This is a genomic window from Rossellomorea sp. LjRoot5 (assembly GCF_964253455.1).
GTDB lineage: Bacteria > Bacillota > Bacilli > Bacillales > Bacillaceae_B > Rossellomorea.
Genome location: NZ_CAXUQN020000001.1, coordinates 3,676,955 through 3,698,344, shown reverse-complemented (window position 1 = coordinate 3,698,344; position 21,390 = coordinate 3,676,955). Strand labels below are relative to the sequence as shown.

19 protein-coding genes and 1 pseudogene are annotated in these 21,390 nt (G+C 43.2%); 16 read left to right on the top strand and 4 right to left on the bottom strand.

What is annotated here, in order from left to right; all coding sequences use genetic code 11:
• Positions 1-190: 190 nt before the first annotated feature.
• The 3 genes from ACSQ2E_RS18930 to ACSQ2E_RS18920 form a co-directional block, all read right to left on the bottom strand.
• Positions 191-424, bottom strand: a complete 234-nt coding sequence (locus ACSQ2E_RS18930; RefSeq protein WP_206856063.1) for a twin-arginine translocase TatA/TatE family subunit — start codon at positions 422-424, stop codon at positions 191-193.
• A gap of 98 nt (positions 425-522) precedes the next feature.
• Entirely contained in the window at positions 523-1,272 is a 750-nt protein-coding gene (gene tatC, locus ACSQ2E_RS18925) for a twin-arginine translocase subunit TatC (RefSeq protein WP_435993101.1), read from the bottom strand.
• A 19-nt stretch (positions 1,273-1,291) separates the two neighbouring features.
• On the bottom strand, positions 1,292-3,046 hold the full coding sequence (locus ACSQ2E_RS18920; RefSeq protein WP_435993099.1) for an alkaline phosphatase D family protein: 1,755 nt from the start codon (positions 3,044-3,046) through the stop codon (positions 1,292-1,294).
• Between the two features lie 467 nt (positions 3,047-3,513).
• Here ACSQ2E_RS18920 and ACSQ2E_RS18915 point away from each other — a divergent pair, with 467 nt between their 5' ends.
• The 3 genes from ACSQ2E_RS18915 (at position 3,514) to ACSQ2E_RS18905 (ending at position 5,853) form a co-directional block, all read left to right on the top strand.
• On the top strand, positions 3,514-4,584 hold the full coding sequence (locus ACSQ2E_RS18915; protein WP_435993097.1) for a thermonuclease family protein: 1,071 nt from the start codon (positions 3,514-3,516) through the stop codon (positions 4,582-4,584).
• Between the two features lie 97 nt (positions 4,585-4,681).
• Positions 4,682-5,176, top strand: coding sequence for an LURP-one-related/scramblase family protein (locus tag ACSQ2E_RS18910; RefSeq protein WP_435993095.1), 495 nt, complete (start codon positions 4,682-4,684; stop codon positions 5,174-5,176).
• 233 nt (positions 5,177-5,409) lie between these two features.
• Positions 5,410-5,853 (top strand): hypothetical protein, encoded by a 444-nt coding sequence (locus tag ACSQ2E_RS18905; RefSeq protein ID WP_435993093.1) that lies wholly within the window; start codon positions 5,410-5,412, stop codon positions 5,851-5,853.
• Between the two features lie 36 nt (positions 5,854-5,889).
• Here ACSQ2E_RS18905 and ACSQ2E_RS18900 read toward each other — a convergent pair whose 3' ends face one another.
• Positions 5,890-6,759, bottom strand: a complete 870-nt coding sequence (locus ACSQ2E_RS18900) for a helix-turn-helix domain-containing protein (protein WP_435993091.1) — start codon at positions 6,757-6,759, stop codon at positions 5,890-5,892.
• Between the two features lie 332 nt (positions 6,760-7,091).
• On the opposite strand from ACSQ2E_RS18900, the gene ACSQ2E_RS18895 reads away from it, so the two are divergent.
• The 13 genes and pseudogenes from ACSQ2E_RS18895 (at position 7,092) to ACSQ2E_RS18835 (ending at position 21,378) form a co-directional block, all read left to right on the top strand.
• Complete coding sequence (locus ACSQ2E_RS18895; RefSeq protein ID WP_435993089.1) at positions 7,092-7,373, top strand: YwqI/YxiC family protein; 282 nt, start codon at positions 7,092-7,094, stop codon at positions 7,371-7,373.
• A 12-nt stretch (positions 7,374-7,385) separates the two neighbouring features.
• Positions 7,386-9,287, top strand: a complete 1,902-nt coding sequence (locus tag ACSQ2E_RS18890) for a T7SS effector LXG polymorphic toxin (protein ID WP_435993087.1) — start codon at positions 7,386-7,388, stop codon at positions 9,285-9,287.
• A 23-nt stretch (positions 9,288-9,310) separates the two neighbouring features.
• Positions 9,311-9,784 (top strand): SMI1/KNR4 family protein, encoded by a 474-nt coding sequence (locus ACSQ2E_RS18885; protein ID WP_324746981.1) that lies wholly within the window; start codon positions 9,311-9,313, stop codon positions 9,782-9,784.
• A gap of 219 nt (positions 9,785-10,003) precedes the next feature.
• On the top strand, positions 10,004-10,132 hold the full coding sequence (locus tag ACSQ2E_RS18880) for an HNH/ENDO VII family nuclease (RefSeq protein ID WP_435994645.1): 129 nt from the start codon (positions 10,004-10,006) through the stop codon (positions 10,130-10,132).
• A 14-nt stretch (positions 10,133-10,146) separates the two neighbouring features.
• Positions 10,147-10,596, top strand: coding sequence for an SMI1/KNR4 family protein (locus ACSQ2E_RS18875; protein WP_435993085.1), 450 nt, complete (start codon positions 10,147-10,149; stop codon positions 10,594-10,596).
• A 277-nt stretch (positions 10,597-10,873) separates the two neighbouring features.
• Positions 10,874-11,420 (top strand): annotated as a pseudogene (locus ACSQ2E_RS18870) (T6SS immunity protein Tdi1 domain-containing protein).
• A 317-nt stretch (positions 11,421-11,737) separates the two neighbouring features.
• Positions 11,738-13,015, top strand: coding sequence for an extracellular solute-binding protein (locus tag ACSQ2E_RS18865; protein WP_435993083.1), 1,278 nt, complete (start codon positions 11,738-11,740; stop codon positions 13,013-13,015).
• Positions 13,016-13,090: 75 nt separating this feature from the next.
• Positions 13,091-14,050, top strand: coding sequence for a carbohydrate ABC transporter permease (locus ACSQ2E_RS18860; protein WP_435993081.1), 960 nt, complete (start codon positions 13,091-13,093; stop codon positions 14,048-14,050).
• Positions 14,051-14,071: 21 nt separating this feature from the next.
• On the top strand, positions 14,072-14,905 hold the full coding sequence (locus ACSQ2E_RS18855) for a carbohydrate ABC transporter permease (protein ID WP_034761677.1): 834 nt from the start codon (positions 14,072-14,074) through the stop codon (positions 14,903-14,905).
• Positions 14,906-14,933: 28 nt separating this feature from the next.
• Positions 14,934-16,721: a glycoside hydrolase family 66 protein gene (locus ACSQ2E_RS18850; RefSeq protein ID WP_435993079.1), complete on the top strand. Its 1,788-nt coding sequence runs from the start codon at positions 14,934-14,936 to the stop codon at positions 16,719-16,721.
• A gap of 69 nt (positions 16,722-16,790) precedes the next feature.
• Positions 16,791-18,569 (top strand): cache domain-containing sensor histidine kinase, encoded by a 1,779-nt coding sequence (locus ACSQ2E_RS18845; protein WP_435993077.1) that lies wholly within the window; start codon positions 16,791-16,793, stop codon positions 18,567-18,569.
• On the top strand, positions 18,562-20,094 hold the full coding sequence (locus ACSQ2E_RS18840) for a response regulator transcription factor (RefSeq protein WP_435993075.1): 1,533 nt from the start codon (positions 18,562-18,564) through the stop codon (positions 20,092-20,094). The genes ACSQ2E_RS18845 and ACSQ2E_RS18840 overlap by 8 nt, the downstream gene beginning before the upstream one ends.
• 21 nt (positions 20,095-20,115) lie before the next feature.
• Positions 20,116-21,378: an extracellular solute-binding protein gene (locus ACSQ2E_RS18835; protein ID WP_435993073.1), complete on the top strand. Its 1,263-nt coding sequence runs from the start codon at positions 20,116-20,118 to the stop codon at positions 21,376-21,378.
• Positions 21,379-21,390: the final 12 nt, after the last annotated feature.

Genomic DNA, 21,390 nt, shown 5'->3' with positions numbered 1-21,390 from the left:
GGGGCTTTATCTGATAAGTGATATACATAAAAGAATAATGAAAGAAATGCCAAGAGCCGATAAGGCAAGGGAGGTATATGAAAACTATTTGAAAGAGAAAGAGGAGAACGGTCACGGTTAGAGAAATGGATATCTAACATCGAAAACCGCCCAGGCTAAGAAAGCTCTGGGCGGTTTTTAATGTGGCTGATCAGCTGCCTGTATGCTGTTTGTCTTTTTCCACAGCTGTCAGTCGTTGACCTTCGTCTCTTGAGGTACTCTTTTCTTGGTCATTTCCATTGACTAAATCACTCGTAGCACTTTTGAATTCCTTTAAGGTCGTTCCGAATGCCCGTCCGATTTCCGGAAGTTTTGACGGGCCAAAGATTATCAGTGCGATTACCAGTACGAGAATTAATCCCGGGATTCCGATATTTGTAAGCATAGGTTTCTCCTCCTGTCGGTTTAATGGATGTGCTGCCGATTCCGCGTACATTCAATAAGTCTCTTCTGTTCATGCTGTGTTCATTCAAGTCTCTTCCTTTATAGAGCAACATTCTCTTGACCTGCATTTGACTCCGTAGAAGGGGAAGCCTTTTTCTTATAAGCCATGGTTGAGCAGGTGATGCTGATTTCATATAAAAGGAGGAGCGGCAGGATGACCAATACATCGGAAAGGAAATCCGGCGGTGTAATCACCACGGAAATGACAATCAGCAGGAAATAGGCGATCCTTCTTGATTTTTTCAATTTGGAAGGATCCAAAATGCCAAGTACCGTCAGAAAGACGATGACTAAAGGCATTTCGAATAACAATCCAAAAGGCAGGGTCAGGTGTAACATGAATCGGAAGTATTTCTCCGCTGTGAACATCGTTTCAAATTGATCGGCTGACAGGGTGGTTAAGAAGTTCAGGACGATCGGAAAAAGAAGAAAGTAGCCAAATCCAATGCCGAAAATGAACAAAAAGAACAAGGCGGGTATGAACCGTAACGTGACTTTTTTTTCTGCTTCACTCAGAGCCGGAGAGACAAATCGCCAAATCTGATAGGCAGCGATTGGGATGGTCGCTGCGACTGAGAAGACAGATGCGATCATCAAGTACACCCATAAAATGTCACTCGGTCCGAGGATCGCGAGCTTCATGTCTATATCCCTGATCAGCCATCCGTATATCGGCTTCATAAAAGAGAGACCCACTATCAGGAAACCGATAAAGGCGAGTACGGTTTTAATAGCACGGCTCCTCAGCTCTTCCAAGTGTCCGATCACCTGTTGGTTGCGATCTTTCATGGCATCTGCCTCCTTGGTGCTAATTCATTTGCATATGTTTGCCTTTTTGGGCTTGTTTTTTATGGGCGCGGGCATGCGCTTCATGACGATCCTCTTCTACCTCAGAAGACAGAGGTTTCCCTTCTGGAACGGTTGATGTTGACACTTCCTTCAGTCCTTCTGCATTTTTTTCGTACACGAAGGAAGCTCTGGTAGAAATATCTGCACCTGGACTCGAGACGAATGGAACGACACGATAATCGGCTTTCCACTGGGTCGGCGTGACATGGCAGCGGACATATCCGCGATAATCGTTGAAGAATTTAATATGTTCGTTCTGGGCAAGAATGCGGTCCGTGTCAGAGCGCTTGTCTGCGCCATCCCCGCCTGATGTGATTGATGTGCCGATAAACTCTGCTCCAAGCATGCGGGAAGACGGTTCGTCAAAGTCTGCCAGGATATTGGATGCCCAGTTCGCATGTACATCACCTGTCAGGACAATCAGGTTATCCATGTTTTTCTGACGGGCAAATGCCGTGATGCGTTCCCTTGCAGGGGTGTAACCATCCCATCCATCCATACTGTATAAAGGCCGGTCAGGACTTGGACCATAATTTCTTTTGGCAAAAAAGATTTGCTGGGCCAGTACATTCCATGTGCTGCTGGAGTTGCCGAGATGATCAAGAACCCATTGTTCCTGTTCGCGGCCCAACAAGGTGCGTGAAGGATCCAGGGATTCTTCCGTCTGGGGAGAGCTTTTATCTCCATTTGCCTGATCGGAACGGTACTGACGGGAATCGAGCACCATGAAATTGGCCAAGTTCCCGTATGAGAACTGACGGTAAAGCTGCATGTCCACTCCATGAGGCATGGAAGATCTCCTTAACGGCATATGCTCGTAGTAAGCCTGGTAGGCTGCGGCACGCCTCCTCACGAACTCTTCCACAGACTGGCCTTTTTCAGGAATCATGTCGGCATAGTTGTTTTCCACTTCATGGTCATCCCATGTCACCACCCATGGAAAAGCCGCATGGGCAGCCTGCAGGTCCGCATCCGTCCGGTATTGGGCATGGCGGTTGCGGTAGTCCTCCAACGTGCGGATTTCAGGACCTTTATGGTCTCGTACATTTCCTGATTTAGCTACATACTCATTCGGGCCGTATTCATAAATATAGTCTCCAAGATGGAAAACGAGATCAAGATCTTCTTTGGCCATATGCTTATAAGCCGTATAATAGCCGTGCTCATATTGCTGGCAGGAAGCAAAGGCAAAGGACAGACTTGAGACGTCTGCATTCAGGGCAGGAAGGGTTTTCGTCCTTCCGATCGGGCTGAAATCCTTTCCGACTTTGAATCGGTAATAGTACACCGTTCCTGCTTCCAGGTTCCCCACCTCTGCATGAACCGAGTGAGCGAGGGACGGACTTGCCACTTCCGTCCCACGCTGGACGATATGTCGGAAATGTTCATCTTTCGCGATTTCCCACTTCACTGGAATCTTTCGGTCAGGCATGCCCCCGCCATTAAGCGGGTCTGTGGCTAAACGTGTCCATAATACGACACCATCCGGGAGCGGGTCACCGGAAGCTACCCCAAGTGAAAAAGGGAAATCCTGAAATCCGGCTTCTTCTGCCGAGACAGACAAACCGCCCATCGATTGAGCAATCGCCATCTCCAGGGAAATGCCTGCGACTTTCCCCGCCCCTTGAAGGAAGTTGCGGCGGTCGACCCCTTTATATAAGGTCTCTTCATTCAGCTTTTGAATCCAATTTTCCATTGATCTCTCATTCGTCATGTGGATGACTCCCTTCATGAATCTATTGAATCGAACAGTTCATATTATAGGAGTCCACTTTTAACGTGTTGTAAATGAATGTAAATAGAGGGAGGAAGAGGAGGGGACTCATTCCTGGGACAAAAGCCCATTTTTATTCGAATTTTTCAATAAGTGAGAAAGATTCAGTGGATTCTATCCATTTTTGTAGGCGGACAGACCTGTTTTTCTTAACATGGATGAAAAGAAAACTACATAATAAAATGATTCGTCTTGGGAGATGAAAAGATACGTTTAAGGGATCTGCCTGAAAGTTTGGGGACTGCCCTATTTTGGTTTCTTTTTTTCTGCTTGTACAAGAAAAATCTCTGCTGAATTGCGATATTATCTGATAAATAAGCCATTTTATAATACAATTAATATACTAATCTGTTAAAAATGTTGCGGTCGGTCAGGGTTTGAACGAAAAAATAGAATGAGGTGCTGAAATGAAGGGATCTCGTGGGGGCTTGGCTACTATTGGCATCATTGTCACTCAACTTCTGGCGATGATAACGCCTGTAGCATGGATTGGACTATTGATCGTGGCATTTAGCTTATACCATACTTCTCAAAAGAGCAAAGGCAAAAGGGAGTTCTCGGGCTGGTTGATGACGGTCGGAATTCTGGGAATCATCCTTGGGGGCTGTGCAGATCCATCAAAAGATGTGGATAAAGAAACTACTGCGCAGGCTGAGAAAGAAGCCGATCAACAGTCGAAGGCAGAGGAAGAAAAGAAGGCGGCAGAAGAGAAGAAAGCCAAGGAAGAAGAAGAGACGGAGGTAAAGGAAAAAGCGGAAGCTGAGAAAGAGCAGCAGGAGCTTGCCGACACATTCGGATTGGAAGAAGTGCTGGTTTCCCGAGTGGTAGATGGCGATACAGTCGAATTGAAGGATGGAAGAAAAGTCCGGTTCATAGGCGTCAACACCCCCGAGTCCACTACGAGAACAGAAGAATACGGGAAAGAAGCAAGTAACTATACGACGGAAAAGTTAGAAGGCAAGACGGTTTGGCTCCAAAAAGATGTGTCCGAAACGAACCGATACAATCGTTCACTGCGTCTTATCTGGCTTGAGATTCCTAAGGATGACATGGACGAAGAAGAGATCCGGACGAAAATGTTCAATGCGGACCTCGTATTAAACGGATATGCAGAGCCGTCCACTTACAACCCGGATGTGAAATACAGCGAGTACTTCGTGAAATTCGCCAGGGAAGCAAGGGAGAATGGAACGGGCCTCTGGGCATACGGTGAAAATGGAACGACTAAAGGGGATCTGGATCTAAAGGAAGAAAAGAAAACAACGACAGCCGCCACACCTAAATCCGGCTCCAGTGCCACAACGGAAGAACCGGCAGCTGATCAAGAACAAGAGTACTATCAAAACTGTACCGAACTGAGAAAATCTATCCGAATGGAGTCCCATCCGATCATCCTGCTTATGCACGGAAGCATGACCGGGATAAGGACGACTGGGCGTGTGAGAGATAAGAGAGAGTACGGGCCATTCCTTTTGTGAGGGAATGGCTTTTGTTTTGGGGTAATAGTAAAAATATTGGAACTTGATCCCAACTCAATCGTAGATAATATAAGGCCTTAAGTTGGGGAGGGAAATCATGAAACAGCTTTATATCAAACAAAAGGTATTCAGTCTGAGCGGGAAATTCACGGTGAAGGATCATGAGGAGAAGGATCGATATTATGTGGAAGGAAGCTTTATGAAGGTTCCGAAGACTTTCTCCATTATGGATGCAAGCAGGGAAGAAGTAGCGCTGATTACGAAGAAGACGTTCAGCTTCTTACCGAAGTTTTTTGTGGAGGTAAATGGTCAAGAGGTGTTGACGATTAAGAAGGAGCTATCCTTTTTAAAAGCACGCTATACAATTGACGCGGCAGGCATTGAAGTGCAGGGTAACTGGTGGGATATGAATTTCCAAGTGTTACAGCATGGCAAAGTAGTTGGTGAAGTGGGTAAGGAGTGGTTCAGTTGGGGCGACAGCTACAGGGTGAGCGTCATAAATGAAGAGATGGAAACGATTATGATTGCACTTGTCATTGCGATAGATTGTGTGAAAGCGGATGAAGCAGCGGCTGCATCGTCAGCTAACTAGAAGAGAAGCATGGGGACGGTTCCCGTGCTTTTTTTTCATGAATTGGAAGCAGGAGAACCGTCCCCGTGTTCCTAAATTATTACTATACTCATATATAACAAAGAACGAAGGAAAAAACGGTCTTAATAAGTGCCGTAATCCCCTTAAATCCCTCCATGTGGAAGATAAGGTAGAATGGTGCATGGTGTATACTCAAACCATAAGTTCATTTCGATGGCAAGGGGTGTAAAAGAATGAAAAAAGTATTAGCAGGATTGACGCTGACAGGACTCTTACTATCTGGATGTTCCAGTGCCCCTCAAGAAAAGCAATACACCATCGCTGAAGCGACTGATAATGGGGACACGATTGTAAATGAAGAGGGAAAAGTAGAAAATCTGGATAAACTATTATCCTTTATAAAGGATGTTAAGGCTGATAAGGAATCGGAACTGACCCTCTCGAATTTCTCGAATCGTCAAGTGACGCTAAATAAAATGAAGTTCGATGGAGAATCGTTGACGTATGAACTAACAGATGGGAAAGGGGAAGAACGGGTGAACATGAGTTGCAAGAGCATTGAGGAAAGAACTGGATCCATCTCTTTACAAGAATGCGAAGGTGATTCACCAGTAATCGGCCTCGTGCAAGTATCTGAGTACCAAATAAATAAAACCAAAGCATCTATGAACGAGTAAAAGCATCCCGCTTAGGATGCTTTTTTCATGTGAGTCTCACGCGTCTTTCATTTGTGTGATGAGGCTTTGAGTCATATTGATATTCTTTTCGCTTTTCAGTAAGTGATAAGCCATTTTGGCATACTGGAGATGAGTGATGGCTGACTCCTTATTATGCAGCTTGATGAAGTTTCGTCCCAGCATGAAATAGAGATCACCCAGTGCATATAAGTAGTGATGTTCCGTACAATAGGTAATTCCCTTATTGCAATACATGATGGATTCATTAAACTTTTTTGTGTGATATAAAACATAGGCATAGTTGTAATAGCATCGAATGACGATTTTATCATTTAATAGTGGCAGGTTCTGATTAAGGTGGCTGAACACGGTTTGGTATTCTTTCTGCGCCTCATTGTATCGTTTCGCTTCTATTAGTAGGTTGCATTTGGTAATGAGAATTTCTAAGTCTTCTTCCGATAGATTCTTTTTGGTGCTGTAGGACATTTCCAGTGCAGAATTAATCAGGGCTAGTGCTTGATCAAGATCATTTTTTATAAAAAAAGCACAAAGGCTTTCATGCCATGTGAAGATCTTTTGATAACGAATGTCTTTAAATAAAGGATTGTTCTTTTGGGATTGGATTAACTTGCGTACCAGATCGTAGTCTCTTGCCGCCCTGGCATTTCGTAATTGTTTATAAACCTCGCTGAAGTAGTCATATCGCTCATTATAAGCAGGATTGATTAGTGCAGAGATGGGAACTCCCAGTCTTTCAGATAGTCTATAAACGGTTTCAGCGGAGGGAGACACACTTCCCCCTTCCAATCGGCTGATGAAAGATTGAGTGCAAATATCTTTAGCCAGCTCACCCTGTGTCATGTTGATCTTCTGACGCAACTCTTTGATTCTCTCTCCAATGTTCATAACTATCCCCTACGTAAAATATTCGTAAACTCATATCGTTAGTCAAATAACGATTAAAGAGCACCTATTTATTAGTATAAAGATAGTATATCAAATAAGACTAAAGATTCACAAAAATCCATAATAAGTTATTAAAGAAGCACGGGGACGGTTCCCGTGCTTCTTTTTTTTGTCAATGGAAGCAGCAGAACCGTCCCTGTGCTTCTGTTACTTATTTCCTATTTCTAGAAAAACCTAGGTTGAGAATAGAATGACCACAGAATCGATGGTACGATAGTCTATGAATTGGAATTTTATAGGATGTAATAGATGAATAGAAAGGACCGATCCATATGCACACTGAAATCCAGATTAAGTACTCAGAGACGGAGAGGGCGCTCTCCAAGCTTCGGCAGACGATTGACGCTTGGAATACGACGTACCCAAGGCAGATTGACGGGGCGAATGAACTTGAGGTCATCAATAAGCTCAATGAACTCAATGAGCAATGCCAGAAGATGCTTGAGAGCTATCAACAGCTTCTGATGGAAAACCAGGTGACTACGCAACTTTCTGTAGAAGGCATGGAAGAAACCGATCGTACTCTTTCTTCTACCATGACTTTGAGCCGGTAAGGGAGGCACTCTATGAAAATACTGGATGTTGACGGCTTTCAACATGGGATAAAGGAGATAGAGGAAACCCTGTCCTCTCAGAAAGATCAGGTAGAGCAGATTGAAAGAGCGGTTCAGGACGTGGTCAATTTGGATGATGCGTTTAAGGGGGAAGGCGGGAATGCGATCCGGGATTTCTACCGGCGTCAGCACCTTCCCATGCTGGAACAGTACCAGTTGTTTTTATCCGACTATCAAACCATCATCAGACAGATGAAGGAGGCTATTGGTCACGTGGAGCCTTCGCCTGACGGGTTCATGAGGCAGAGCTTCTTGGACAACGAAGTGGAGGAAGGTCTTCACCATGCAAGGCAGTTAACGGTAGAACTGACGGTGGAAGCCAATGCCACCATCAGAAGTGTATCAGACATCGTATCGGTGCCAAGAATCCAGGACTGGTCGTTTTTACAGCAGGTGACCCATGCCCAGGAGGAAAAAGAACGCAGCCTCCGAAAGCTGCATGAGTTCGATCATACTCAAACGGCTTCGCTTTCTTCCCTCGAAGAACAGGTCCACACGATGACGCAGCGAATCGCTCGGCTCCAAACTGTTTTTCAAAAAGGAAAGCTTGGTATAATAGAGAAGAAGGCTCACCAGGAAGACTCATCGTTTCTATCCAAACTATCCGAGTTTACATCGGTCATGGCCAAAAATAAAGTATCCGAGTTTCTTGGGACCGTGGAAGGAGCTCTGTTTGCGATCGTCGATATCGTCAGCGATCTCGTCGACACGCTCATCGCCCTGTTCACCGATCCCATCGGATTCTTCAAAGGCATCATTCATACCGTCCTTCACCCCATCGACACGGCGAAGTACATATGGAAGGACCTGAAACAATCCTTTGAAGAAGAAGTCGTCAACGGAGATGTACGAAGCCGGGCTAGGTACTTTTCCTACGCAGGAACCTACATCGCCGCGTCCATTTTCGGTGCGAAAGGCGTAGACAAAGTCAGCAAGATGGGCAAAGGCGGTAAAATGAGCTCCAAGTCGGACGTTCCCTACAACGTCATGACGACAGCCAAAGTCAAATCTTTCATCCACAACGGTGTGAAAAGCACGTTTGGAAAAGTGGAAGACACCGCGCATCAGCTGCTTTCTTCCCGAACCGGAAAAAGGGCACTGGGACTGAATTCCCTTTCCGGCCATCTTCAAGAGCTATTCAGGAAGACTAAAAACGTCTTAAATCCGAAGAAAGTGAAATCGGTGATGGAGAAGACGTATCAAAAGGTAGTGGCCGGTCCGGTTTCGAGGGTTGCTCAGTCCGATGCTTTCTCCAGGATGGGGAAGGTGTTGTTGAATGAGGATGGGCATGTGGTGGTTTTTGGGAAGGAGAAGGGTCGAAGGGTTGGAAATGAGGGTATAGTTAAAAGTAAGGAAGTCAATGAAACAAATTTAAGAAATATTGATGATTTTATTAGTGGTAATAAGAAATTTGATGAAGTAATTGAAGACTACGCAAAAGTATATAAAAAACATGTAGACTTAAACAAACCTTGGTCATGGGACGACACCATTCCCGGTGGAGATAGTTTATCTTCTGCTCAAAAACGAAAGATTAAAGAAATGGCTATAGAAAAAGGGCACATTCCTGAAATAAAGGTTACAAAAGTAGCTGGAATGAGATACGGATTTGCTGACTTCGCAAGAGCAGGTGTTGTAGAAGAAACTGTACAACTACCAGAAGTGTTTTGGAAGTTATCGGACAAAGAACAGTTTAAGTGGTTGGATGAACAAATAGGCGGTACAAGAAAAGGAATGACATGGCATCATACAGAAGTTCCTAGTAGAATGGAGTTAGTTCCCTTTGGTATTCACAATATTACACCTCATAATGGAGGAAGAACAAAAGGAATGTGGGCAGACGCTCCTAGGTAACAACTTTGAGGAGGTATTGAAATATGGAATTCAAGGATGGATCAATTATATATCCCTTGCCGGATGATACATTATTATTTGAAAAAGAAAGCAAGTGGAGAATAAAATTACCAGATTCATATAAAGAATTTATAAAAAAATACAATGGTGGTATTCCTATAAAGGATAGTTTTAAGTGTAATAACCACATGTATGCGATTGATAGGTTTTTATGTACTTTGCAAGTAACTGGGGAAAGAGAAGATGAGTATTACGACATAGGAGTAGTTCGAACACAATTGGAAGAAAGAATTGTGTTTGATGAAGATTTAGTAGGTACTGAACTCTTACCGATAGCTGTATTATTTGCAGGTGACTTTGTATGCTTAGACTACAGTAAAAATGGTGAAGAGCCTACAGTTTGCGTGTGGAATCATGAAGAGTCTTCAGATTTGAATCCCGTAACATATATGATCAATAGTAGCTTCGAAGGATTTCTAAATATGTTAACAGAATAGATTCAAGTTTTATAAATATAAACTTGAATAGAATACTCTTAAATCAGAATTATCTAAAGCACTTGATTGTCCTTAATAGGCAACAGGTGCTTTTTTGTAAAAAAATAGGCAGAAGATATTAGACTTGGTGTATGATGTGGAGATATTGGAGTCTTATAGATATGTGAAAAACATAGAAGAGTGGAGGCACGGCCATATATTTCGTGCTTGTTAAAATGAATAGGGAGAATATGGTGCCACCTTGGTAGGAGTTTTAAAAACGACCCCATATTAGGAAAGCAATACGATAATTTTAGAAGTAAATATTGGAGATGGAGAGCTAAGCAGATAGATAAAAATGAATTGTAAAGGAGGAACCTGGAGTGAATAAAGAGGAATTATCAAACCTTGTTAATGAGCATAAGGAATCAGATGACTTTACAGGCGGAGTAGATGAAATTCAAATTCATTCAATTGAAAATGAGCTAGGGGTGGAATTACCAAAAAGTTTCAAGTGGTTTTTAACTACTTATGGTTCTGGTGGGCTATTTGGTGTTGATATTTTAGGAGTGGCTAAGTCAAATAGAACTCCTGTGGTTGTGAGTACTAAGAGATATAGAGAGTTAGGAATGGAAAAGGAACTAGTAGTTATTGAAGATGCTGGAGAATATGTTTATTGTCTTAATACGAGTGAAATGGAAAATAATGAGTGCCCGGTAATAGTGTGGAATAGGACAGGGGGGCTTGATGATTTCAGTACGGCAAAGAATTTTTATGAGTTTTTATCACAAAGGTTACTGAGCGCAAAAGAAGCATGGGAAGAAGATCTTTGAGATTGAAAATAGAAACAAAATATCTTATGTAGCTTATTATAAAGCACTTGATTGCCTACTAGGTAACAGGTGTTTTGTTTTACGTGAGTGATCTTGGTTTTCATCTGTCATAAGGAATTGACAAAGTAAATTTCTTCATCAAAAACATCAATTCTATATATCCATTTGTGACCATTTAGGAATTTACTCTTTTATCTCCTAAACCGCCAATGATGTCTGCTCTTAAAGAATAATCATGTAAATGAGAAATTAACTAAATAGTCTAAGGGGGTATTTATTGAGAACTATATTTAGCGATTTTATAAAAAATGAAAAAATTGATGAAGATGTTATTTTAAAATACAAGGCTAAACTTCCTGGAGAATTAATAGAAACTTGGGAAAGGTATGGTTATGGTACTTTTCTAAATGGCTTTATAAAAGTTATTAATCCAGACGATTATTTGGATATTTTAGAGAGAAGCTATTTAAGGTATGAGCAGGCGATTCCCATTTTTGCAACAGCGATGGGTGATATTATAGTATGGGAAAAGGGTAAGTATGTAAATTTAATAAACTATCGAAAAGGATATGTTAATGTTGTTTCATCCGGGTTTGAATTCTTTTTTGATGACTTAAAAGATTCAGACTTTATGAATGATGAATTAATGTGGCAGCCTTATCCCGATGCGCTTAGAACCTACAGTGGCCCCTGACTATGATGAGTGTTTTGGATACACTCCTTTATTAGGGTTAGGTGGAAATGAAAAAGTAGAAAACTTAAGCAAAGTGAAATTGAAGGAACATATTCTGGTTATTACTGAGTTTATGGGACCAGTTCAGTAAAAGTCCGAAATTCATTTACTGGTCGAACTACTAAACCACTTGCTTTAGGCAGCAGGTGGTTTTCACTTTGAAAGATTTAGTAATCCTTACAGGTAGAAAATCCAATGTCGTAGACGAAGCAACAGAACTGTCCCCATGCTTCCAAAAAAAGTGTCATATCTCTCTAAATCAGAGACATATGACACTTTTTTTATTTCCACAACGATCCCACCTCCTAAAACAATCAAATATATAACACCATCACAAAAATGTAAGCGGTTTTATGATGAAGCGCTTTCATGGAAAATGTAGTTATAGAAAAGGGAGGGGTTAAGGATATGAAGGCTTGGAAGAAGTTTATGACAGGTGCAGCTATATCCACGATGTTATTTGCTGGAGGCTGCAGTGGGGGATCGAGTGAGACTGGATCTGAGAGCAGTGGTGATAAGGTCGTGTTGGATTATTGGCATACGTATAGTGATCAGGAAGAAGTCATTCTTAATGAGAAGATCAAACCATTGTTTGAAAAAGAACATCCTGATATTGAGTTGAAGCTTACGAGGATGCCTTATGAAGGATTGAAACAGCAGGTGATTGCCGGGGTTTCCGGTGGGGAAGCACCTGATTTGATGCGTATGGATATTGTGTGGGTTTCTGAGTTTGCCAAGATGGGCGCCCTTCAGGAAGTAAGCGGTATGGACGGGTTCGAGGAAGTAAAGAACAGTGTCTTTGAAGCTCCAATGGCTACGAATATCTATGACGGTAAGTACTATGGAGTACCGGTAAATACGAATACGAAAATAGCAATCTATAATAAAGACTTACTTGAAAAAGCAGGCTACAAAGATGCTCCGAAAACGATGGATGAGTTGAAGGATGCAGCGAAGAAAGCGGTCGATGCAGGCGCTAAAGGCGGAATTGGCATCGGAGGCAGTAACGCTTGGGGATTCCTTCCGTATTTCTGGAGTCTTGGCGGTAAGATGACCAATGATGATTATACAAAGTTCGATGGCTATTTAAATAGTAAAGAAAGCATTGCTGCGGTTGAAGAAATGGCAAATTGGCAGAAGGACGGGCTTCTTTCACCTACGATTCTAGGCGGAGAACCGGGCGCTTGGGATGGTATGAAAGAAGATCAATATCTCATGCTGGATGACGGCCCTTGGTTCTACAGTATTCTTGGGAATGAAGAAGGAAGTAAGTTCAATCCGGAAGAAGAGACTGTGAGTGGTTTGATTCCTGAAGGTCCTGGTGGAAGCCGTTCTGTTATCGGCGGTGAGAACCTTGTTACATTTGCAGGTTCCGAGCATCCTAAAGAAGCATGGACGTTTGCGAAATGGATGTTGACGGAAGAGCCTCAGAAACTGATGGCAGAAGCGGGGTTGATTCCTACGAATAAGAGCGCTGCGAATGATCCAAGCGTGATTGAGAATCCGATTGTCGAGAAATACGTAAAGCAGCTTGAAACAGCGCTGCCACGTACTCCGATTGCTGAATGGTCTGAAATTGAAGCGGTCATTAACTTGGACTTCGAGAAAGTGATGCGCGGAGAAATGAAAGCGAAAGAAGCAATGGATGATGCAGCGAAGAAAGCGGACGCTATTCTTCAACAGTAATTTCGACAAGAGAAGATACTCACCGATCTGGTGCAGTATCTTCTTTCATTAATAAGGACATAAGGAGGGAGCAAGGTGGAACCGAAACTTAATAATAATGACAGTGATATTATTCTTTCTACAAAAAAACCATTTTCCGAGCGGTTCAGAAAAGGGGCAAAGCAGTGGTTGGAAGTCTCGCCGTTTCTGCTCATTGGGCTTGCAGGGGCAACTATATTTGTCATTTATCCTCTGATAAAGGGGATTGTCATGAGCTTTCAAGACTATAACATCATTCCAGGTGCGGAAAGTCCTTTTGTCGGGTTGGAGAATTATAAAAAGGCTTTTTCGGACCCGGCTTTTGCGTACGCCGTCAGGAATACATTTCTCAATACAGTCGTGACGGTGCCGATCAACTGGTTTTTAGGACTGCTTTTTGCTGTGTTGATCAATATTCAATTTGTTAAGTACAAGATTACGTTCAGGACGTTGTATTATCTTCCGATTATCACGTCATGGATTGTCGTTGCATTCCTTTTCCGTTATTTGTTTGCAGATGGGGATAACGGGTTGATCAACTTTGCCCTCGTCCATCTCGGAATCGTGGATGAGCCGATCAGCTGGCTGCAGAATCAGTGGACAGCGATGATCGTCATCTGGCTATTCCACATCTGGAAAACAGTGGGGTGGACAGTGGTCATCTATTTAGCAGCCCTCCAAGGAATTCCGAAGAATCTTTATGAAGCGGCAGCAATCGACGGGGCAAGCGGAATAAAGGCTTTCAGGTTTGTCACGATACCGATGCTTCGTCCGATTACGGCATTTGTCATCATTAATTTAATCATGGGTGCCTTTAACTTTTTCCCGCAGGTGTATTTCATCACGAACGGCGGACCGATGGGGCAGACAGAAGTGCTCCAAAGCATGATTTACAAACAGGCGTTCAGTAACTTTAACTTTGGGTATTCTTCAGCGCTGGGTGTGATGATGGGTCTGACGATCTTCCTGATTACATTCACGCAACAGAAGAAATTGAGCAATCAGAAATTCATGTAGATAGAAGAGGAGGGTAAACGTATGAATGGGAACTTTTTTAGTAAATTGGTAGTTTATCTGTTTCTCATTTTGGGGGTCGTCGTCTTTATCACACCTTTCATCTATATGGTGATGACGACATTCATTAACGGGGCATACTCACTTCCGAAGCCACAGGAAGTGTTCACGGCAGTCCCTAATTTTGAAAACTATGAAATTGTCTGGAACAAGAATAACTTCTTTCGTTATTTCTTAAACAGCTTGCTGGTAGCAGGTGTGGCCACGGTGGGAAGTGTTTTTCTTGGAGCGTTGACAGCTTATGCCTTTGTCCGGTTTACGTTTCCAGGCAAAGAACTGTTATTCAGGATCTTTTTATTCACGATGATGATTCCTCTTGTGCTTGCCATCGTTCCTCAATTTACCGTCATTAAGAACCTTGGACTTGTTAACACTTACTGGGGCTTGTGGTTATTGTATATTGGCGGTGGTGTGGTCGGTTCTACTTTCTTCCTGAGAGGGTTTTTTGAGACCGTACCGAAGGAATTGGAAGAATCCATTTTGATGGATGGAGGGGGAAACTGGACCATTTTCAGAAGGATCTATCTGCCTCTTTCAAAGCCTGCCCTCGGTACAATGGCCATTTTCTCATTCTCGGGGACATGGGATGAATATTTCGTTGCGTTGACGATCATCAAGGATGAAGCGATGAGAACATTGCCGATTGCGCTTATGATGTTCCAGGGCAAATATGCGAGTAACTGGTCTTGGATATTTGCGGCTTCCTTGATTGCGATTCTGCCAGTGATCATTATTTATATCATCTTCCAGAAGAAGTTTGTACAGAGCGGACATTCAGAAGGAGCGGTCAAAGGATAACTCATATAAGAGGAATAGGGTGAGAGTAATGGGGAAAAAGAGAAGCCTGGCCGTTCTGGCAAGCATGTCACTTACAGCAGCGATGCTTTTCGGTTGTGTGAATTCAAATTCTGAACCTGTTTTTCAAGCGGAGACGATTCAACAGGGGAAATGGGTGGATGAACTGAGCACAGATCAAGCCGCCTATGCACCGGGGGAATCTGTGAAGCTTTCGTTATCACTGAACAAAAAAGTAAAAGAAGGAAAAATACAGGTTCAGTATAAACACTTGGCAAAAACAGTGAAAGAGGAAGAATTCGATCTGAAAGATCAAGACATATCGTGGTCATGGAAACCCGAAGAAGATGATTTTAAAGGGTATATGGTAGAAGTGTATGTAAAACAAGGAGATGAGGTCATTGATCACCAGAACATAGGTGTTGATGTATCCTCCGATTGGGCCAAGTTTCCGAGGTACGGGTACCTTGCCGATTTTTACGAAATGGAAGCTGATCAGCAGGAAGAATTGATCGACAATTTAAATCGATTCCACATCAATGGGCTTCAATTTTACGACTGGCAGTACAAACATGAGAAGCCCCTGAAGCTTGAAGATGGTGAACTTGCGGAAACCTGGCCGGATATTGCCAACAGGGAAGTATCACGGGATACAATCGAACGCTACATTGCCCTTGCCCATGAAAAAAATATGAAGGCGATGAATTATAATCTCCTTTTCGGCAGCTATGAAAATGCTGAGAGTGAGGGAGTAAAAAAAGAGTGGGGACTATTCAAGGATCCGGATGCCGAAGAGCAGGATCACCATCCCCTTCCCGATAATTGGGCGAGTGATATTTACCTGATGGATCCTTCCAATAATGGGTGGCAGGATTTCATCATAAAGGAAGAAAAACAAGTGTTTAATCATTTGGATTTTGACGGATGGCACGTCGATCAGCTCGGTGATCGGGGCGTACTTTGGAATGGTGAAGGAAAGACGGTAGACCTTTCGACTACGTATGTGCCATTTTTGAATGAAGCGAAAAAGGAACTGGGCGTCGACCTGGTCATGAATGCCGTTTCCCAGTATGCACAAGGGTATATCGCTTCCCAGGCACCGGTGAGCTTCCTCTATTCGGAGCTTTGGGATGCCCATAATACGTATTCAAGTCTTAAAGGTGTCATTGATCAGAATAGTAAGTACAGTAAAGGAAAGCTGAATACTGTTCTGGCTGCCTACATGAACTATGATTTATCTGACTCCATGGGAGAATTCAATACGCCCGGTGTTTTGATTACGAATGCGGTCATTTTCGCTTCTGGAGGGTCTCACTTGGAACTTGGAGAAAATATGCTTTCGAAAGAATATTTCCCTCATAAGAAATTAAGCATGAGTGATGAACTGAAAACCGAATTGACAAGATACTATGACTTCCAAGTAGCCTATCAGAATCTTCTTCGTGATGGCGGAGTGGAAGCGGAAAAAGAAGTGAAGATAGAAGGGGATCTTACCATCTCCGATCAGCCGAAGCTCGGCTCCATCTGGTCATTTGCCAAAAAGAAAGAGGATAAAGAGCTTATTCATCTGATTAATTTCACTGATGCTTCTTCGCTGGAATGGCGGGATAATCAAGGGTCACAGCCTGAACCTGAGGGGGAAAAGAATATCGAAGTGGAAGTGAAGGCTGGGGGGAAGGTAGATAAGATCTGGGTGGCAACACCTGATGCCTACCAGGGTTCCCCTCTGGAGATTGATTTTAAGCAAAAAGGGGACTCGATTACGTTCACCGTCCCTTCCCTAAAGTATTGGGACATGGTCGTGATCGACTATAAATAGGACCTATTGCTCCGGTTAAGAAGGAGAGATATGATAGATAACAAGAATAAGTGAAAGAGGGATTAGCAAATGAGACAGCTTCTACAGAAACGGCTGGCTGCCAAGGTCATTCTCACCATATTAGTCGTTTGCTTAATCCCTACGGTCTTTAATAGCGTGTTCTTCTACCAATCTGCCTCTGACGTCGTAAAAGAAAATGTAAGGGAATCGTCAAGACAGATTGCGAGACAGGCAGCGGAATCCCTGTCTTTTATCTTCTCCAATGGAAGTGATATGTCAGATCTCATCTACAGTAATGAAAGAATACAGGAGATCGTGAAGGATGACTTGGACAATCGCTCCTCGGCCACCGAAGAAAATCAAGAATATATGACATCTTATTTGAATTCAAATATTTATACGAGCTCATTCGTGAGGATCATTTACGTATTGAAGGAAGACGGGATGAGCTGGGGGAGCGGGACATTTTCCCCTTATAAGCTCTCCAAAGTGAATATTGATAGAATGGACTGGGCCGAGGAAGCAGTTCGAAGAGATGGGGAGCTGGTGTGGGGCGGACTTCAGTATGACCGGTTTAGCGGGGCCGGGGAAAACACGGATCTTGTCCTGCCCATCACAAGGGTGTTGAAAGACTTTGATACGATGGAGAACATTGCCTATATCCAGATAAGCCTGGACGGAAAGGCTGTATTGGATAAAATTAGTCAAATCAAGCTTGGGAAGACCGGCCACTTCTTTGTTGTGAATAAGCAAGCTGAAGTGGTGATCGATAACGATTTAGAGACTTTGCATAAACCGGTCCTAAATAAGGAAATGCGGAAGTATATCCTTTCTGATAAACGGGAATTCGAATTCGAAGAGGATGATATCCCTTATTATGGTGTAACGGAACCAATCGGAAACGGCTGGTTGATTGTTGGAAGGGTGCCAACTTCTGAAATCACAGGCGAACTCATTTCGATTCAGAAAATCATCATTGGTGCATCCATCATTTTCGGAATATTGGCGATTCTCGTCGGGAGTTTCATCGCGAAGAAAGTGACCGATCCGGTTAAGATCTTGACGGAGCAAATGAAGCTTGTCGGCGAGGGGAACTTAAAGGTGCGTACGAGTGTGGATTCGAAGGATGAAATCGGAAGGATGAGCTCCGAATTCAACCATATGATCAATCGGGTGGAAGATTTACTCGAGCAAGTGAAGGAAGAACAGCATCAGAAGCAGGAAGCCGTCCTTCGGGCCATCAAGCACAGAATCAATCCTCACTTCCTTTTTAACACATTGAGCACGATACGCTGGCTCGTCCAGTTCAAAGAAACGGAGAGAGCAAACACTGCTCTTACTGCATTATCGAAACTCCTGGAAGGAAATATGGGGAAGACCGGGACCTTTATCTCGATAAAGGAAGAAGTGGAATTGGTTGAACAATTCATGGTCATCCTGCAAATCAGGTATGAGCAGAAGTTCCACTTGGTGACGGACTTTGAAGAGGGCGTGGAAGACTGGGAGATTCCGCGGATGCTTCTGCAGCCGATCGTGGAGAATTCAATCTTTCACGGGATCGTACCAACAGGAACGGAAGGGACAGTGTGGATCACGGGTAAGAATATCCCCGGAGGAATTCAAATTGAAATCAGGGATGACGGAGTGGGTGTTGAGCAGGATATGTTACAACGAGTTCAAAGGTCTTCAGTTGGCGACAACTCATACGTAGGCATCGGATTAAGTCATGTGGCCGATTCCATCAGACTTTATTTCGGTCCGGATTCGAAGTTTGAAATCAGCAGCGGGGACGGGACCGTTGTGAAACTTGTATTGATGACGAAAACCGGGGGTGATCAAGATGTATAACGTGATGATTGTGGATGATGAACCGATCATCCGCTTTGGCCTGAAATCCTCCATCGACTGGGAGGGTAAGAATCTTCACTTGATCGGTGACTTTTCAAATGGAAAACAAGCGTTAGACGCAATGGAAAGAACCGACCATGTGGATATTCTCATAACCGATATTAAGATGCCTGTTATGGATGGCATTACGTTGATGAAGAAAGCCCTTCAAATGAACCCGAAACTAAAGGTGGTCCTGGTCAGCAGCTACAACGAATTCGAATATGTCAGGGAAGGCCTTACACACGGGGCGGTCGATTATATATTGAAACAGACACTTGAACCCGATCAATTCTCAAGGACCATCCATAAATGTATCGACAAAATCCTCGAGGAGGAAAAAGTGACAGAGAAGCTTGATCAGGCGGAACAGACTAATAAGATCAACGACAGGCGGAGGACGGAACAATCGATCAAGAGGATCCTTCTGCGAAAAATGCCATACCAGGATTGTGAACAAAGGATTGAATCTCTTCACATGCCCCAGCTTCTACTGCTTGGGAGCATAAAGGAACTCGATCGACTCGAAGATGAATTTGGTTTCCTTTATAAAAATTTGATTGTCGATGAAATTCAAGAGCGATTTTATAGAGAGACTGAATCCGGTTATTGCTTTCCGATAGGTGAAAATGAACTGATTTTCTTCATGGGAAATAAGGAAGAACCGCGGGAAGTCGTTAAAAAGTTAAAGCAAAGGATTGAAAAGGAGTCTTCGCTGAAACTGGTGTTTAGCTATGCAACCGTTTCAGATCCAGGGAAACTAGTCGATGGATACCACGATGCCTCTTTGGCAGGTGAGCAGTACTTCTTCCAAAGTGAGACCGAGATCTTTCCATATGAAAAAGGAGAAAAAATGATTCAGGAGCCCCTGAGTCTTGAGGAAATTAAAGCTCAAATTCTTAAGAAAGAATCACTGGAGAAGTTCTTTGAAGCAAGGTTTACACACTGGAAGGAAGAGGGCATGCACCCCGGCAATGTCAAGAAAGAAGCTGGGGATATTCTGAAGGCACTTTATTGGAACAAGGTAGAAGTAAGTGTATTAATGGACTATATGTCGAACTTGGAATCTTCTGAGACATTGGAGGAATTGATCACACTTTTCCATGATGCCAAGAGAGAATGTGACCTCTTTCTTGAATCGGAAAGTAAGCATCCGCATACGGATAATGAGCTGTTGGATAAGGCCCTCTCGTATATCCATGACCACTTTACACAAGAGATGACTCTTCAGCACGTCGCAGATCATATCCATATCAGCCGGAATTATTTTAGCATTTTATTCAAACGATTCATGGATATCAATTTCATCGATTACGTTATAAGGCTCAGAATCAACAAAGCAAAAGAACTTCTTAGCCACACTTCATTAAAGGTGTATGAAGTAGCCGGTGAATCAGGCTTTAATGATGTGAAATACTTCAGTAAATTATTCAAGAAAGTCACCGGCTTCTCCCCGGGGGATTACAGGTCAGAGCATCATAAATAGATAGGGAAAGGGAATGCTCACATGATTCGATTCCGGACAACCATCATACTTATCCTATTGCTTGTATTGAACGCTTGCGGAAATCAACATATCATCGACCATTCGAAAAAAGTGAAATTATCTGATGATAACAGTGTAGAAGAAATAGAGATCTGGCACACTTACAGCGACGAAGAAACCAGAATCTTTGAGAATGAGATCATTCCACTATTTGAAGAGAAATATCCGCAAATCGATGTCAAATCCGTCAGGCAGCCTCATAGCAAGCAGCTGATGTCAGCGCTTATTTCACGGGCATCTGTCAATCGGACCCCCGATGTCGTCAGAATGGATATTACATGGATTCCCAAGTTTGTCCACCTGGACTTACTCTATCCAATAAGTGAATTTGATGACTTTGATTTGGTCAAGACAAGATTCCTTCAGAATCCCCTTGAGTCGAATCGGTTCGGAAAGAATTATTACGGTTTACCCCTGAACACGAATGTGAAAGCTGCTATTTACAACAAAGAAGCAGTGGAAAAACTCGGCCTGGATCATCTTCCTGAAACGATGGATGAATTGATTGGGATCGTAAAGGAAAACAATCTGAAAATCGGAATCAGTGACGTTTCTCCCTGGAACAGCCTCCCCTATTTTTACGGATTGGGGGGGAAGGTGATGAACGGGGATTATACGAAGGCAAGCGGTTATCTGGATAGCCACGAGAGCATTTCAGCCCTTAAAGAGTTGGTGGGGCTGTACCAAAACGGATTTATTCCCCCCGAGGTACTCAGTGGATATGCGGAGACGTGGCAGAATGTCAGTTCAGGGGATTATTTCATGATTGATGAAGGGCCATGGTTCTACAGTGTAAGGTCAGAAAATGACTTGGCTCTTGTCAATCAAGAAACGGTTTCAGGCGTGTTTCCGAGTAATGGAGAAGAGCGTTCCATCCTCGGAGGAGAAAATGCGGTCATCACGAAAGGAACGAAACATCTGGAGGCATCCTGGAGGTTCGTCAAATGGATGACAACCGAAGAGCCTCAAAGCCTTCTGTTAAAAGCAGGCCTGCTCCCAACGAATAAACGGGTGGAAATATCCAATATTGCAGAAGAGTATCCTTACTATAAAAGTTATATCGAAAGCATCGATGAAGCCTTCTTAAGGCCGCCGGTGCCACAATGGGAAGAAATCAACACGATCCTGACAAATACCTTCAGGAACATTTTCATTGGTGAAATAAGTGTAGAAGAAGGACTAAAGAAAGCGGCAGCTGATATAGACCGTCAGCTCTCATCATAGAAAGGAAGAGGG